This is a genomic window from Rossellomorea aquimaris (assembly GCF_001877785.1).
Lineage (GTDB): Bacteria > Bacillota > Bacilli > Bacillales > Bacillaceae_B > Rossellomorea > Rossellomorea aquimaris_A.
Map to the genome: position 1 here is coordinate 84,029 of NZ_MINN01000106.1, position 14,484 is coordinate 98,512.

General features: G+C 46.6%; 11 protein-coding genes. 8 read left to right on the forward strand and 3 right to left on the reverse strand.

Going from position 1 to position 14,484, the window contains the following annotated elements:
• Positions 1-58 precede the first annotated feature (58 nt).
• From BHE18_RS15340 to BHE18_RS15360, 5 genes are all read left to right on the forward strand, one after another.
• On the forward strand, positions 59-820 hold the full coding sequence (locus BHE18_RS15340) for a threonine/serine exporter family protein (RefSeq protein ID WP_071619404.1): 762 nt from the start codon (positions 59-61) through the stop codon (positions 818-820).
• Positions 821-853: 33 nt separating this feature from the next.
• Positions 854-1,309, forward strand: a complete 456-nt coding sequence (locus BHE18_RS15345; protein WP_032085500.1) for a threonine/serine exporter family protein — start codon at positions 854-856, stop codon at positions 1,307-1,309.
• Between the two features lie 127 nt (positions 1,310-1,436).
• Positions 1,437-3,605, forward strand: coding sequence for a beta-propeller domain-containing protein (locus BHE18_RS15350; RefSeq protein ID WP_071619405.1), 2,169 nt, complete (start codon positions 1,437-1,439; stop codon positions 3,603-3,605).
• Between the two features lie 639 nt (positions 3,606-4,244).
• On the forward strand, positions 4,245-5,999 hold the full coding sequence (locus BHE18_RS15355) for an ABC transporter ATP-binding protein (protein WP_071619646.1): 1,755 nt from the start codon (positions 4,245-4,247) through the stop codon (positions 5,997-5,999).
• Positions 5,962-7,743 (forward strand): ABC transporter ATP-binding protein, encoded by a 1,782-nt coding sequence (locus BHE18_RS15360; protein ID WP_071619406.1) that lies wholly within the window; start codon positions 5,962-5,964, stop codon positions 7,741-7,743. The genes BHE18_RS15355 and BHE18_RS15360 overlap by 38 nt, the downstream gene beginning before the upstream one ends.
• A 999-nt stretch (positions 7,744-8,742) precedes the next feature.
• On the opposite strand, the gene BHE18_RS15365 is transcribed toward BHE18_RS15360, so the two are convergent.
• Positions 8,743-9,165 carry a pyridoxamine 5'-phosphate oxidase family protein gene (locus BHE18_RS15365; RefSeq protein WP_071619407.1) on the reverse strand — a complete coding sequence of 141 codons (423 nt, stop codon included), beginning with the start codon at positions 9,163-9,165 and terminating at the stop codon, positions 8,743-8,745.
• A 166-nt stretch (positions 9,166-9,331) separates the two neighbouring features.
• Here BHE18_RS15365 and BHE18_RS15370 point away from each other — a divergent pair, with 166 nt between their 5' ends.
• On the forward strand, positions 9,332-9,988 hold the full coding sequence (locus BHE18_RS15370) for a uracil-DNA glycosylase (RefSeq protein ID WP_071619647.1): 657 nt from the start codon (positions 9,332-9,334) through the stop codon (positions 9,986-9,988).
• A 36-nt stretch (positions 9,989-10,024) separates the two neighbouring features.
• Here BHE18_RS15370 and BHE18_RS15375 read toward each other — a convergent pair whose 3' ends face one another.
• Positions 10,025-10,273, reverse strand: a complete 249-nt coding sequence (locus BHE18_RS15375; RefSeq protein ID WP_071619408.1) for an alpha/beta-type small acid-soluble spore protein — start codon at positions 10,271-10,273, stop codon at positions 10,025-10,027.
• Between the two features lie 230 nt (positions 10,274-10,503).
• Between BHE18_RS15375 and BHE18_RS15380 the strand changes: the two genes are divergently transcribed.
• The gene (locus BHE18_RS15380) at positions 10,504-11,913 is read left to right on the forward strand and encodes an alanine/glycine:cation symporter family protein (protein WP_440480396.1); all 1,410 of its coding nucleotides are present in this window, start codon (positions 10,504-10,506) and stop codon (positions 11,911-11,913) included.
• A gap of 182 nt (positions 11,914-12,095) precedes the next feature.
• Positions 12,096-13,265: an acyl-CoA dehydrogenase family protein gene (locus tag BHE18_RS15385; RefSeq protein ID WP_071619410.1), complete on the forward strand. Its 1,170-nt coding sequence runs from the start codon at positions 12,096-12,098 to the stop codon at positions 13,263-13,265.
• A gap of 47 nt (positions 13,266-13,312) precedes the next feature.
• Here the strand turns inward: BHE18_RS15385 and BHE18_RS15390 are convergent, their stop codons facing one another.
• Entirely contained in the window at positions 13,313-14,386 is a 1,074-nt protein-coding gene (locus BHE18_RS15390) for an aromatic acid exporter family protein (RefSeq protein WP_071619411.1), read from the reverse strand.
• Positions 14,387-14,484: the final 98 nt, after the last annotated feature.

Below are 14,484 nucleotides of genomic sequence, written 5' to 3' on the forward strand. Positions count from 1 at the left end.
GAGGCCCACTTATCCTATAAACTAGACCTATTCAAAAAATGAGCATGGAGAGATTCTTATGGAAGCAAAAATGATACGCAGATATGACATAATGGAAGTTTGCCTGCTGGCAGGAAAGATCATGCTGCAGAGCGGGGCGGAAACGTATCGCGTGGAGGATACGATGATGAGAATCGCGGCTTCCTATGGGATCAAAGAATCTCACAGCTATGTAACGCCGACCGGAATTATCTTTTCCATCGAGACCGATGAACCGACTAAGACAAAGCTGATCCGCATCAATGAGCGGTCGACCGACCTTGAAAAGGTCACCCTTGTGAACGGAATTTCGAGGAAGATCAGTGAGGGCTTATACAGCATAGAACAGGCATACAGTGAGCTTGAAGAACTCGAAAAAGCGGATCATTCGTATTCTTTTTTGATCCAGGTGCTTGCCGCGTCGATTGCGAGCGGATGTTTCCTTATCATGTTCCTTGGAAGCTGGGATGATTTTATCCCTGCATTTATTACGGGAGGGGCCGGCTATATGAGTGTGGTGTATTTGCACCGCCTCGTTCCGATTAAATTCTTTGCAGAGTTCCTTGCGTCATTCATCATCGGGATTCTTTCCTTTATCTTTGTCCACTTCGGGGCGGGACAGGAGCTGGATAAGATCATCATCGGTTCGGTCATGCCGCTTGTACCCGGGCTTCTGATCACAAATGCCGTCCGCGACCTGATGGCAGGCCATCTGGTGTCGGGATTGTCTAAAGGAGCGGAAGCGTTTTTGACCGCGTTTGCGATCGGAACCGGCATCGCGGTAGTATTCACCATCATATAATACCGTACATGATTTTTAAGGAGTGAATAGGGAATGTTCATCATTAACCATCTGATCACCAGTTTCATTGCCGCTGCAGCATTCGGCATCATTTTTAACGCGCCGAAAAAGTCCCTGTTCAAATGCGGGATCGTCGGAATGCTCGGATGGGTCATTTATATGCTGATGTTTCTGAATGAAACGGATGCGGTCCTGGCTACGCTGCTCGCATCATTTGTTGTAGCGGTCATCAGTCAGTTCTTTGCAAAAATGTACAAAACACCTGTCATCATTTTCAGTGTGGCGGGGATCATCCCGCTTGTGCCGGGCGGCCTTGCTTATGATGCCATGAGAAACTTCGTGGAAAATGACTACAATGCGGCAATCACCCTTGCTGCAAAGGCGTTCATGATTTCGGGTTCGATCGCGGTCGGGCTCATCTTTTCGGAAGTCATCAACCAAATCATACGCAATGCCAGGTTCAATGCAAGTGCACGGAGAATGAGGTAAGCAGCTCAATTAGACCTTGGTACAGGGTCTTTTTTTTATGCCGGATTTTTACGGGGAGAATCCATTGTAACTTTCTTCCACTCCATCCGTCTAATATGAAAATAGAACATAAAGGTGGGTCAACCAAATGAAGAAGCCCTATCTCTTTATCCTTGCGGGTATCGTATTGTGTGCTGCTGCCGGATTTTATATTTATCTGCAAAAGCCATCGGTCATGGCAGAGGGAAGTATTGACGGAAAGCTGACGGTGATGGAGGAAAATCCGTGGAGCCTTCAATTTTCAACCCCGGTCAGGAAAAGTACTGTCAATCCCAAAAACATTTCAGTCAAGGATTCTGATGGCCGCAAAGTAGACGTTTCGTTCAGGCTTGACGATGATCGTAAATCTCTTTATGTCCAGCCCCCTGCCGGCGGTTATCCGGATGAACCCAGCCATTTCACTCTTTCAGTCACCTCCGGCCTCAAGACGGATTTGGGATTTTCCTACGGTGGAGACACAAATTTGACCTTTGCCGTTACGGAGAGCCTCCCTGCGTTCGAGTCTAAGAAAGAATTGGCCAATTATTTTAAAACCATCGTAAAAAGACAAAAAGCACAGCAAAAAGCAGAGTTCAGCCTTTTCCAAAACAGCCGCACCGAGTCATCCGAAGACAAGGCAGCATCCGGGGAAAGTTCCGGATCCCCCCACTCGGAAACGAATAACCAGGTTCAGGGTGTGGATGAAGGGGATATCGTCAAAACAGATGGGACATATATCTATCAGGTGAAAAACGGGGAACTTGTCATCTCAAAGGCAGTTCCGGCCGGCAGCATGGAAGTTGTCTCGAGGATTCCTTTTAAAGAAAACATCGATCCACGGCATTTATTCCTGGATAGGAACAAGGTAGTGGTGATCGGTGACAGCTGGACTCATTACGGGGACACAAAAGCAGCGGAAGACATGATCCGGCGCCCGGTACAAGGCACCGCTTTTGCCATGATTTATGATGTCGCTGATAAAGATAAACCGGAGTTTGTAAGGAAGGTTGAGGTGGAAGGGCATTATATGACGTCCAGGAAAATAGGGGATACAATTTATTTCATAGCCAATTTGTATCCCGATTACTGGATGGCCGACAAGAACTCCGATATCGATTTGAGACCGCGGGTGATGGATAGTGAGTCCGGAGAAAGACTCACACCCATTCCGCTCAGCCGGATCAAGTACTTCCCGCAGTCGATGCAGCCGAACTATACCATGATTGCAGCGCTCGACATCGCTGATCCGAAAGGGGAATTCAATGTTCAGACATATCTTGGAAGCGGAAACGGGATGTATATGTCGAGAGAAAATCTTTATATTGCCGTTGAAAAGGCTGGTGATCCGGACAAAGGGGATGTATCAAGTACAGAAGTATATCAATTTGGGGTGAAAGATTCACATGTGACATATAAAGCTTCCGGAAATGTGCCGGGAAGGATCCTGAATCAGTTTTCTATGGATGAACATGAAGGGTTTTTCAGGATTGCCACAACGGATGGAGAGGTATGGAACGAGGACCGGCCATCTTCGAATGCCCTTTATATTTTGGACGAAAACATGAAGAAAACGGGTGAAGTCACGGATCTGGCCAAGGGTGAGCGGATTTATTCCGTAAGATTCATGGGGGATAAGGCATATATCGTCACGTTCAAGCAGGTTGATCCGCTGTTTGTCATCGACACGGCCGACCCGGAGCAGCCAAAGGTCCTCGGGGAATTGAAGATTCCCGGTTTCAGTACGTATCTCCATCCAATCGGAGAAGATCATTTGATCGGTTTCGGGTTCGATACCAAGATCATGGATGATGGTAAAACATTTAACGGTGAGCCCCGGATCTCACGGAACGGTATGAAAATCTCTTTGTTCGACATCACGGATTTCAACAATCCTAAGGAAGCAGATGCGGAGATTATCGGCGGGGCAGGGACCCATTCACTCCTTATGGAGGATCATAAAGCTCTCTTTCATGAGCCTTCAAGGAATTTATATGGATTTCCCATCTCTGTCTATCATGACAAAGAAGGGAGCGAATACGAGCAGATATTTGATTACCAGGGTGCGCTGCTATATGAAATCACTCCCGAAAACGGGATTGAATTAAAAGCGGAGCTGACTGCTGAAGAAGGAAGGCAGAAGGATATCTATGAAAGCTGGGAGAATAATGTCCAGCGCCTCCTCTATATCGACGATCATGTGTATACGTTATCCAATCAAAAGATTGATGCGTACTCGCTGGATGATTTTAAAAAAGAAAGATCGCTGATGATCGAGTAAGCCAGGGGGAAGGGACTAAACTAAAAAGCTACAATATAAAGACGAACAATATCAGTATAGGTTTTTTATACCGCTAATGATTTCCGTGCAAGACTTCGCTTTCCGCGGGTAGCACGTGAGCCTCCTCGTCGCTGCGCTCCTGCGGGGTCTCCCTTGTCCAGCTGCAGGGCTTAGAGGCAAATGGCATAAGTCAAACCGACCAAGAAGGCAAAGAGCGCCTTCGTGGTCGATTCGTCTTATGCCACACGCCTCTGAGCAAAGCTCTTCCGCTTTTCTAATAAGCTGCTCTTCCCGCAGGAGTCTTCGCCTTGCACTCCAATCAACCGCTAGATAGGCTGGAAAAACTAAATGTAATGTGAACAATTATAAACCCGAACTGATTTGCCTCATCGTGTGCAAATTAGTTCGGGTTTTACTTTGATTCAAATACCTTGGTCCCGGCCACTTTCCTTATACAGCGGGTTCTACACTTGAAAGTTCAGAAAAAGTTTCACGTGGAACCTTTCCTCCGTGTACTGCGGGAAGAGAGGGGACTTGTGACCTTATTATATTGAAGTCACCAAACTACCCACCAACATTAAAAAGCGATATCATGGTACATATATACATATGATAAGAACGAGAGTGTAAGGGGTGTGGATATTGAGGATAATCGGTTTTTTGAAGCCTTATAGATGGGCGATGGGTATTGCATGGACATTGATGCTTATAGAGCTCGCAGTTGAGCTATTGAATCCATTATTCATGGCGAAGATCATTGATCAGGGAATCTTGAAAGAAGATATGGATGTGGTCCTGTTATGGGGCGGGATCATGGTCGGAATGTCGTTTCTTTCATTTCTTTCCGGTGTGACGAATTCGTTCTTTGCTGCCCATACGAGCCAGGGATTCGGGTATGATGTGCGTGAAAGTTTATATAAAAAAATACAATCGTTTTCGTTTGCGAGTTTCAACCGGCTGCCTGCATCATCGCTCATCACGCGGCTGACAAATGACGTGAGGCAGCTCCAGAACACGATTTTCATGAGTTTACGAATCATGCTCAGGGCACCGCTGCTTGTCGTCGGCTCGGCAATCATGGCTTTGATCGTAAACGTGAAGCTGGCCATCATCCTGCTTATCGTGATCCCTGTCCTGTGGCTGTTCTTATTGTGGGTCCTCAAGAGAGGATGGAGTTTATTTGAAAAGGTGCAGAAGCGGCTTGACCGGGTAAATGAAGTGATGAAGGAAAACCTGTCCGGCATCAGGCTCATTAAAGCCTATACAAGGGGAGAGCATGAGGAAAAACGATTCCACGGCGCCAATGAAGATTTAAAGGACAGAACCGTGAGCGCCCTGAGGTTCATGGAAATCATCATGCCCCTTTTGATGCTGGTGATGAACGGCGCCATATTGATCATCCTCTGGTCAGGGAGTGCTGCGGTAAATACCGGCGGCGCGCAGGTGGGCGAGGTCGTGGCGATCGTTACATATGCGACGAGGATTTCTTCCGTATTTTCCATCTTTTCATTTATCATCACGAGTTTCTCGCGGGCGCGTGCATCTGCGGACCGGGTGGAAGAGGTGCTGAATACGGAAGTTGATTTAAGGGACGGACAAGAAGCATGCATTGAAAATAAAGTCACCGGCGGGGAAGTTATGTTCGATAGAGTTTCCTTTCAATATCCTGAAACGAGGGGCCTTGTCCTTCAGGGTGTCTCTTTTCATGCCGAAGCAGGTGAGACCGTATCTGTGCTAGGGGCGACCGGTTCAGGGAAGTCAACGCTGTTTCAACTGATTCCGAGAATGTATGACACGACGGAAGGTGAAATTAAGATAGACGGCCATCCGCTGCAATCGTTTACTTTGGAAAATCTGAGAAAGAGTATCGGGTATGTTCCTCAGGAAGCGGTCCTCTTTTCCGGTTCGGTGAGGGAAAATCTTTTATGGGGAAAAGAGCATGCTTCTGATGAAGAAATGATCCAGGCTGCCAAGGATGCCCAGATCCACGATACGATAGAGAACCTGAAGGATGGATATGATACGGAACTGGGGCAGAAGGGAGTGAACCTTTCGGGAGGCCAGAAGCAGAGGCTGTCGATTGCAAGGGCACTGATCAGGCGACCGAAAATTCTCCTGCTGGATGACAGCACGAGTGCACTTGATCTGAAGACGGAAGCGAAACTGCTGGAAGCGATCAAGAAATATGATTGCACCACCATCATCATCACACAAAAAATCAGCACGGCGATGGAGTCGGATGCCATCCTTCTTCTCGAAGACGGAGTGGTCATCGGGAACGGATCCCATGACACTCTTCTGAAAGAATCGGGACTCTATCAACGGATTTATCAATCTCAGTTCGGGGAGGTGCACCATGTCCAGGCATATGAGGAAAAAGCTCGGCAAGGATGACAAAGCGAGGGATACAAAAGGGACACTGCGAAGATTATGGATCTATCTGTCAAAAATGAAAGGCCTGCTTTATCTGGTAATCCTGATGGTGATCGTAAGTTCTGCAGCCTCCCTTCTGGGCCCGTTTATGGTGGGCAGGGCCATTGATGATTTCATCGTCACGAAAGATGCCTCAGGGATCATCGTCCTTCTTGCAGGCCTGGTGATCGTCTACATCCTTCACTCGGCATCTGTCTGGTTCCAGAACTACTGGATGATCGGTGTGGCCCAGGACACCGTCTACCGGTTGAGGAAGGATTTGTTCCACCGGCTGCATCTGCTGTCGATCCCTTTTTTTGATAAAAGAAAGCACGGGGAGCTCATGAGCAGGGTCACGAATGATATTGATAATGTCAGTAATACATTGAACAGTTCTTTCATCCAGATCATTTCAAGTGTGCTGACACTGGGTGGAACCGCAGTGGTCATGCTGTGGCTCAGTCCTCTCTTGACACTGATCACGCTCACGATCGTCCCGCTAATGGTACTGGGGATGAAATGGATCACCAAGCGGACAGGTCCGTTGTTCAGGCAATATCAGCACAATATAGGTGAATTGAATGGGTATATTGAAGAAACGATTTCCGGACACAGCATCATTAAGACGTTTTCGCGGGAAGAGACTGCGATTGATGAATTCCAAGGGAAAAATAAAAAACTCCGGGCGGCGGCATATTGGGCAGATACCTATTCAGGTTTCATCCCTAAATTGATGAATATGCTGAACAACCTGAGCTTTGCCGTCATCGCAGGCGTCGGGGGGATCTTAGCGCTGAATGGTATGGTTACGATCGGTGTGATTGTCATTTTCGCTGAATATGCAAGGCAGTTCACCCGACCGCTCAATGAACTCGCCAATCAATATAATACATTGTTATCAGCCATTGCAGGGGCGGAGCGTGTGTTTCAGGTCATTGATGAAGAGGAAGAAGCAAGGGACGAAGAGAACGCGGAAGAAATACATTCCCTCCGCGGGAAGATTGAATTCCAGAACGTTCATTTTTCTTATGGACAGGATGATTCGACCCTTCAGGATGTTTCTTTTTGCATCAGCCCGGGTGAAACGGTGGCTCTCGTCGGTCCGACAGGTGCTGGGAAGACGACGATCACGAACTTGTTATCGCGCTTTTATGATCATAATCAAGGCAGGATATTGATCGACGGCCGGGATATCGAGACGATCACCCGTAAAAGTCTTCGAAGGCAGCTTGGGTTTGTGCTTCAGGACAGCTTCCTTTTTCAGGGAACGATCATGGAAAATATCCGCTACGGAAGGCTTCATGCTTCTGATACGGAAGTGGTGGAGGCCGCAAAATTGGCGAATGCTCATTCCTTCATCGAGAAGATGCCGAAAGGATATAACTCAGTCCTCAGGAATGACGGCAGCGGAATAAGCCAGGGACAGAAGCAGCTGCTGTCGATCGCGCGGGCCATCCTGTCAGATCCATCGATCCTCATACTCGATGAAGCCACCTCAAGCATCGATACCATCACGGAGATGAAGATCCAGGATGCGCTTAAAAACTTGATGAAGGACCGTACATCGGTAGTGGTCGCTCACAGGTTGAACACGATCCGCCAGGCAGACCAGATACTCGTCCTCGACCAGGGGCGCATCATTGAAAAAGGAACCCATGAAGAGCTTCTTAAACAAAAAGGCTTTTACCACGGACTCTATCACAGTCAGTTGAAAGAGACGAGTTAATAAGAAAAGGAAATGAAGAGTCTTGTTAGTTTCGAGAACGCTCTTAATTTGACAGGTGAATGTTCTTTGACCTCAGTGGATGCCCGAAACGTCTTGATAGGTTAGGAGATGGCCAATCCTGAAATTTAAAGTTATACTTTCCTGTTAGTAAAGAAAGATGCGGGGACAAAAATATCTTAGTCTAAATAAACATACTAAGACAAAAGTGTTTTAGTCTAAGTAAAACCCGAACTAATTTGCAAAAGATAGGGCAAATTAGTTCGGGTTTTTAATTTGTTCGAAGTACATTCAGAGTTTAGCCCTTTCTAGCGATTGATTGGAGTGCAAGACGAAGACTCCTGCGGGAAGAGTAGCTTATGTGAGACCTGTCCAGCTGCAGGGCTTAGAGGCACATGTCATAAGTCAAACCGACCAAGAAGGCAAAGAACGCCTTCGTGGTCGATTCGTCTTATGCCACACGCCTCTGAGCAAAGCCCTTCCGCTTTTCTTCCCGCAGGCTTGCCGAGGAGGCTCACGGGCTACCCGCGGAAAGCGTAGTCTTGCACGGAAATCATTAGCGGTAATTTGGGGCTATACTTAGAAGTGTAACCATAGTTTTGTATGTGCCTTCCCATAAAATGGACAAAGCCCCCAGGAAGCGTCGGCGCTTCCTGAGGGCTTTTAAAATTGATGAGGGACTGAACTTCCTGTCAGTGCTCCCTCTATCATGCCTTAATCGGAAAGGCATGTTCTGTAACTTGCAACATCACAAGTAATATATTTATTTTCTTTAAACGTATTCAGATAATAAACAGCCGCGGGCAATTCCTTGAGTCGTTTGATGAACCTAAACGACGTAAGCCCTACCTCTCTTACATCCTTACGGCTCCGAAGCCGATCCAGTGTGAATAAGTACATATCAAAACAGAATAGAATTACAGATTATCTGCTCTAGTCGTTTTAATTATGTCACAAGTTAACAATAACTAAATATATCATGTATAAGATTACTTGTCAACATTACAATTCAAGTGTGTGCGGCGACCCTTCATCATCATTCATCAATCGAATGGCATCGGGAGTGATTTTCAACACGATATAATTGGGGTCGTCTTTCCCGTCGAACCATTTTTCCATATGACTATTCCACAGTTTATCTTTATAATCCTGGGACTCTTCGATCGATGCCTTTCCCTGGATTTCAACAAAAATATCCCCGTATCCTTCGCCTTCATACCCGAGTAGGATATGGACATTCGGGTTCTCTTCGATTTCTTCCGTTTTATGGGTCTCTTTGCTTGTAGGCGTATAAAGAGTAAGATCATCATTGAAAAAAGTCATATAGCGGGAATGGGGCTTACTGCCTTTCACCGTTGCCAGCGTCCCCACTTTGCTGTCTTCAAGAACTTTCATTATCTGCTGTTTAAGTTCAGTTTGATTCATCAATGCCATCTCCTTGTTCTGGTATATCCATACTATTCCTTAACAAAAGAAGAAATAAACATATGGATGTGTAAAGCGGGAGGCGGGTTGGGTATAAAGAAACTAACAAAGATGTGGCCGTTTCCACCCGAGCGTTCCGCTGGCTGAGGGGCGGCCGATGAAAAGGATGATGGAAGTGCTGCCGAAAGATCTGGTTGAACAATGCAAAAAAAGAATGGATCCATACAATTGTGAAGGGTTTGTTTATGGCCGCGGTCCTGAGGATCCAGAAATCATGATCGTGGGGGAAGCGCCCGGTGAAACGGAAATTCATAATGGGATTCCTTTCAGCGGCAGGGCGGGAAAGGTCCTGAACGAGTTTTTTGAATACCTCGGTGTTTCAAGGGAGGATATTTATTTTACTTCTACCGTGAGGAGCAGACCTTTTAAAATCGTACACAAAGAAGGACCGGATGGAGAAATCATTGAAAAGAAATACAACCGTGCCCCGAATATGAAGGAACAGCTTGCCCATGCGCCGATTGTCGATTATGAAATCCGCCATATAAAGCCTAAGCAGATCGTAACCCTCGGCAACATCGGCCTACAGAGGCTGCTTGGTAAGAACTATAAAATTTCTGAAGTCCATGGGAGACTGATCCAGGCGCCGGTCCGCCGGCTGAAAGATATGGATACAAACGAGTGGACGCTCAGTGACGAGGAATATTCAATATTTCCGACCTTTCATCCGGCGTCCATCTTTTATAACCGGTCCCTGCTTGAAAAAGTATATGAAGACCTGGATGAGCTGAAGAAAATATTGAAAGATAAGAAAGGGCTTTAACCTTATAAAGGTGAAGCCCTTTTCATTTTCCTTTTTTCACTTCTTACTTAGATTTTCCTGCGCCATCCTCACTAATTCCTTAACCATATTCCCGCCCATCCGGCCGCCGATCTTCCCGGCCTGTTCGGAAGTCAGTTTTCCGTTGTAGCCTTTATCCAGGGGGATTCCCTGCTCCCTGGCCGCTTCAAACTTGGCTTCTTTCGGGTCGCTTACACCCGCAACCTTTGCTTTCAGCTGATCCATTGCCTGCCGGGCTTCCGGCACTAAAAGTTTTCTTCTCGACATTATCTAACCTCCTTTTGACATTAGGTTGCCCAAAAAATTTTTTATACAGGCCGGGTACTGCTATGTAAGGGTTTTGGAGTATAACGGCTTTTTTACGGAGAAAAAAAGATTGTCTAACTTGTGTCAAATAAAATATAATTCTTAATAGTTAGATAATTTTAGGGGGAAAAGGGGGAAACACTGTGGAAGAAATTGTAGGCAAATTGGTGGGTATTCTATGGTCACCCGTAATGATTTACTTTTGTTTAGGTGTAGGACTTTTATTTTCTATCTTAACAAGATTTTTGCAGGTGCGTCTGATTAAGGACATGGTGGTTCAAATGTTTAAAGGGGGCAGCTCGACATCGGGGGTCTCTTCATTCCAGTCGCTGGCATTATCCTTGTCGGGACGTGTTGGAACGGGGAATATCGCAGGTACTGCAACCGCCATCGCGTTCGGCGGACCGGGTGCGGTATTCTGGATGTGGGCCATCGCCTTCATAGGGGCGAGCAGCGCATTCATAGAATCGACACTGGCACAAATTTATAAAGTGAAACAGGATGGGGAATACCGAGGAGGGCCCGCGTATTATATTGAGAAAGGGATCGGCTGGAAGTGGTATGCGGTATTATTCTCATTGGCAACACTTCTTGCGATCGGGGTATTGATGCCGGGGATTCAATCGAATTCCATCGCACTGGGACTCGATAATGCATTTAATGTGAATACATCCGTAACAGGTATTGGGCTGGTCATCCTTCTTGCCGTGATCATCTTTGGGGGAGTCAAGCGAATTGCCGGTGTGGCTTCTTATGTCGTACCTTTCATGGCGATAGCATACATCATTATGGCTCTAGTGATCGTTGGAATGAATATCGGTGAGATTCCTGGAGTACTGAAGCTTATTTTCAGCAGTGCATTCGGTGCCGACGCAGCATTCGGCGGAATCATCGGAAGTGCAATTGCATGGGGAGTAAAACGCGGAGTTTATTCCAACGAAGCAGGTCAGGGTACGGGACCTCACCATGCGGCTGCGGCTGAAGTTTCCCACCCCGCCAAGCAAGGTTTGGTACAGGCTTCATCCGTTTACATCGATACGCTTTTGGTTTGTTCGGCAACGGCGTTCATGATTCTTTTCACAGGCGCCTATAACGTAGAAAAAACTGATGGCACTGCGATCGTCACGAACCTGGAAGGCGTCGAAGCGGGTCCTGCTTATACGCAGGCAGCGATTGAATCGGTCATTCCGGGCTTCGGTGCAGGGTTCGTTGCGGTCGCACTATTCTTCTTTGCCTTTACAACCATCATGGCTTACTACTATATGGCTGAAACGAATGTGGCGTATTTATTGAAAGGCAGAAACGCCAAACCGGCCATTTTTATTCTAAAACTTGTCCTGCTTGGAGCCACATTCTATGGAGCCGTTAAAGAAGCGGCGCTTGCATGGGCTCTAGGGGATATCGGGCTTGGAATCATGGTATGGCTCAACCTTATCGCCATCCTGATCCTTGCAAAACCTGCTCTTCGTACCCTCAAGGATTATGAAGCACAGAAGAAGCAGGGGCTTGATCCTGTCTTCAACTCGAAAAAGCTTGGTATCAAAAACGCCGAGTTTTGGGAACAGGAATACAAAGTGGATAAAGAAGAGAACGCTTCTTAATAAGTTTTAGAACCTGTTGTATGTTCGTACATGCAGCAGGTTTTTTTTGTGTGCTCTTGGATCTCGCCGGTGTCCTGCGAAACTCAATTAATCTGATTAGTTTAATAGGACAAAATCTTTGTGTACTGAAAATAGATTGATTATCATAGATGTAAGTCAATGTCGGAAGAGGAGGATTTTAAGTGGATTTATATGATTCATATCTTCAAAATGATCGCCAGCGAAAACTGCTGGAAATGGCAGGGAAGCTCGCAGATACATTTTCAGCACGCGCTGAAAGGTTTGACAGGGAAGAGGCTTTCCCATTTGAAAATTTCTCTGATATAAAGAAATCAGGTTATGGATCCTTGAGCGTACCAAGGGAATATGGCGGGGAAGAGATCAGCTTGTATGAGCTTGTGATGCTCCAGGAAAGGCTGGCCACAGGAGATGCCGCCACATCGCTGTCAATCGGCTGGCATCTCGGAGGTTTGATGGAACTCTCTGAAAACCGTCCCTGGAAGGAAGAAACGTTTAAGAGCCTATGTGCAAAAGTAGTCAAAGACAAGGCGCTTATAAACAGGGCGGCAACGGAGCCTGCAACCGGCAGTCCGACCAGGGGAGGGCTCCCTGAAACAAAGGCGGTCCAAACCGGAGATGGATGGATTTTGAACGGTCGAAAAACATTCACCTCGATGGCCAGGGTGCTGGATTATTCTTTAGTGTCGGCCCGAATCGGTGAATCCGGCGAGAAAGGATTCTTTCTCATTGATCATACTCAGGAAGGGGTATCGATTGAAGAGACCTGGGATACCATCTCCATGAAAGGTACCGGCAGTGATGACCTCGTCCTTCAGGATGTAACTGTTGCAGGGAGTGCCCTGGTAGAACGGGACAGTGATGCACATGATTCCCGGGAGGAGCTGCCGAAAGCCTGGCTCCTTCATATTCCTGCCTGTTATATAGGGGTGGCGATTGCAGCCAGGAATGAAGCCGTCCATTTTGCCAAAGAGTACTCTCCCAACAGCCTGCCGGGTCCAATCAAAGACGTTCCGGAGGTCAGAAGGAAAATCGGCGAAATTGAACTTGATCTCTTCAATGTAAGGCAGATTCTTTACTCAATCGCCGATAAGTGGGATAAAGAACCGGATAAGAGGCATGGGATGGCATCAGAGCTTGCCTCTGTAAAACATATCGTGACAAACAGCGCTTTCCGGATTGTCGACACCGCCATGCGGATCGTAGGGGCCAGAAGCCTGTTCAAATCAAATCCAATGCAAAGGTACTACAGGGACGTAAGAGCAGGACTCCACAATCCGCCGATGGATGACATGGTCATTTCCATGCTCGCTGGCAAAGCACTAAAAGAATAGCAGCCAGTATAAAAGGATCGCCGGAACAATGGTTCCACGCGATCCTTTTATACTTGCAGTGTTTTCACCAAGACGTTTTCATGCTGTTTTTCCAAGACATGCAGTTCATTCAGCTCCTCCAATAAATCATGGATTGACAGCAGTTCATACAGTAAGATTGTCTCGCAGGAAAAATAATGCCTGATCGATTCCATGGTACGGCTGTGAAGCTCTTCATGGTCTTCCCAGAGTTCCTGAAGCAACTCTTTCATCAAGATGAAATGTCCATCCTGCATGTCATAAGTAGGGTGATTAAAGATATTCTTGAGTGAATGAACAGCTTGGAGAATCTTATCCTTCTCCGTAGGAGTAAAAGACTTATCATGCACAGGGAGATAGATGAGATTGCCGATATGAAAATGAATCTGCCTTAACAGGTTGAGCTTCTTGAGATGAAAATGGTGGTTCCGGAGGGCTTTTCGGCTGGAACGGTGGAGCTTCATTTCTTCTTTTTCATATTCACACAGAAGATTTGTTTTATCGATCTCACGCGTAATGTCAGTGAAGATCATCTTCGTTTCCAGGTGCAGGTGGTTCCCCTTAAGGACTTCGTTCACTCTTTTTTCTAATATGTTCCCCGTTTTTACATATAAGTAATGGATATTCCTGCTGATGATCGGTGAATACTTCGGCGGCAGGATCCACAGATTGACCAGGGTGGAAACGATGAGCCCCAAACTGGTTGTCCCCAGCCTGATAAAGAAAGTTGCAACATAATGATCATGGATCGTGGGGATCATGGCTATCCCGGTCAAAGTAGCCACAAGTATCCCGGCATCAAGACGAAGCTTGTGGCAGGTTATGATCGTCAGGATGGCAACCAGTGCATACGTGATTGCGTGATCTCCGAGAAGCGGGGAAATGATCACCGCAAATAAGGCACCCAATGCGGATGCAGGAAATCGGACAAATGCTTTTTTTATGGAATCGGCTGCCGTCGGCTCGATTGTCACAATGGCCGTAATGACGGCGAACATTGCAGGCCAGTTTAACAGTTCGCAGACAAAGGCCGTCAGAAAAACCGCAATTCCGGTCTTCGCAATCCGTCCCCCCGCAAACCTGAAACGTTTAAGAAAATTCATAATGACTACCCTTTCAGAAAACAATCCTATCTACATTATAAAGAAAATAGTGACGAAATGAAAAAAGCTAAAAGCAAGGCTGTTTTCTAAAGATTGTT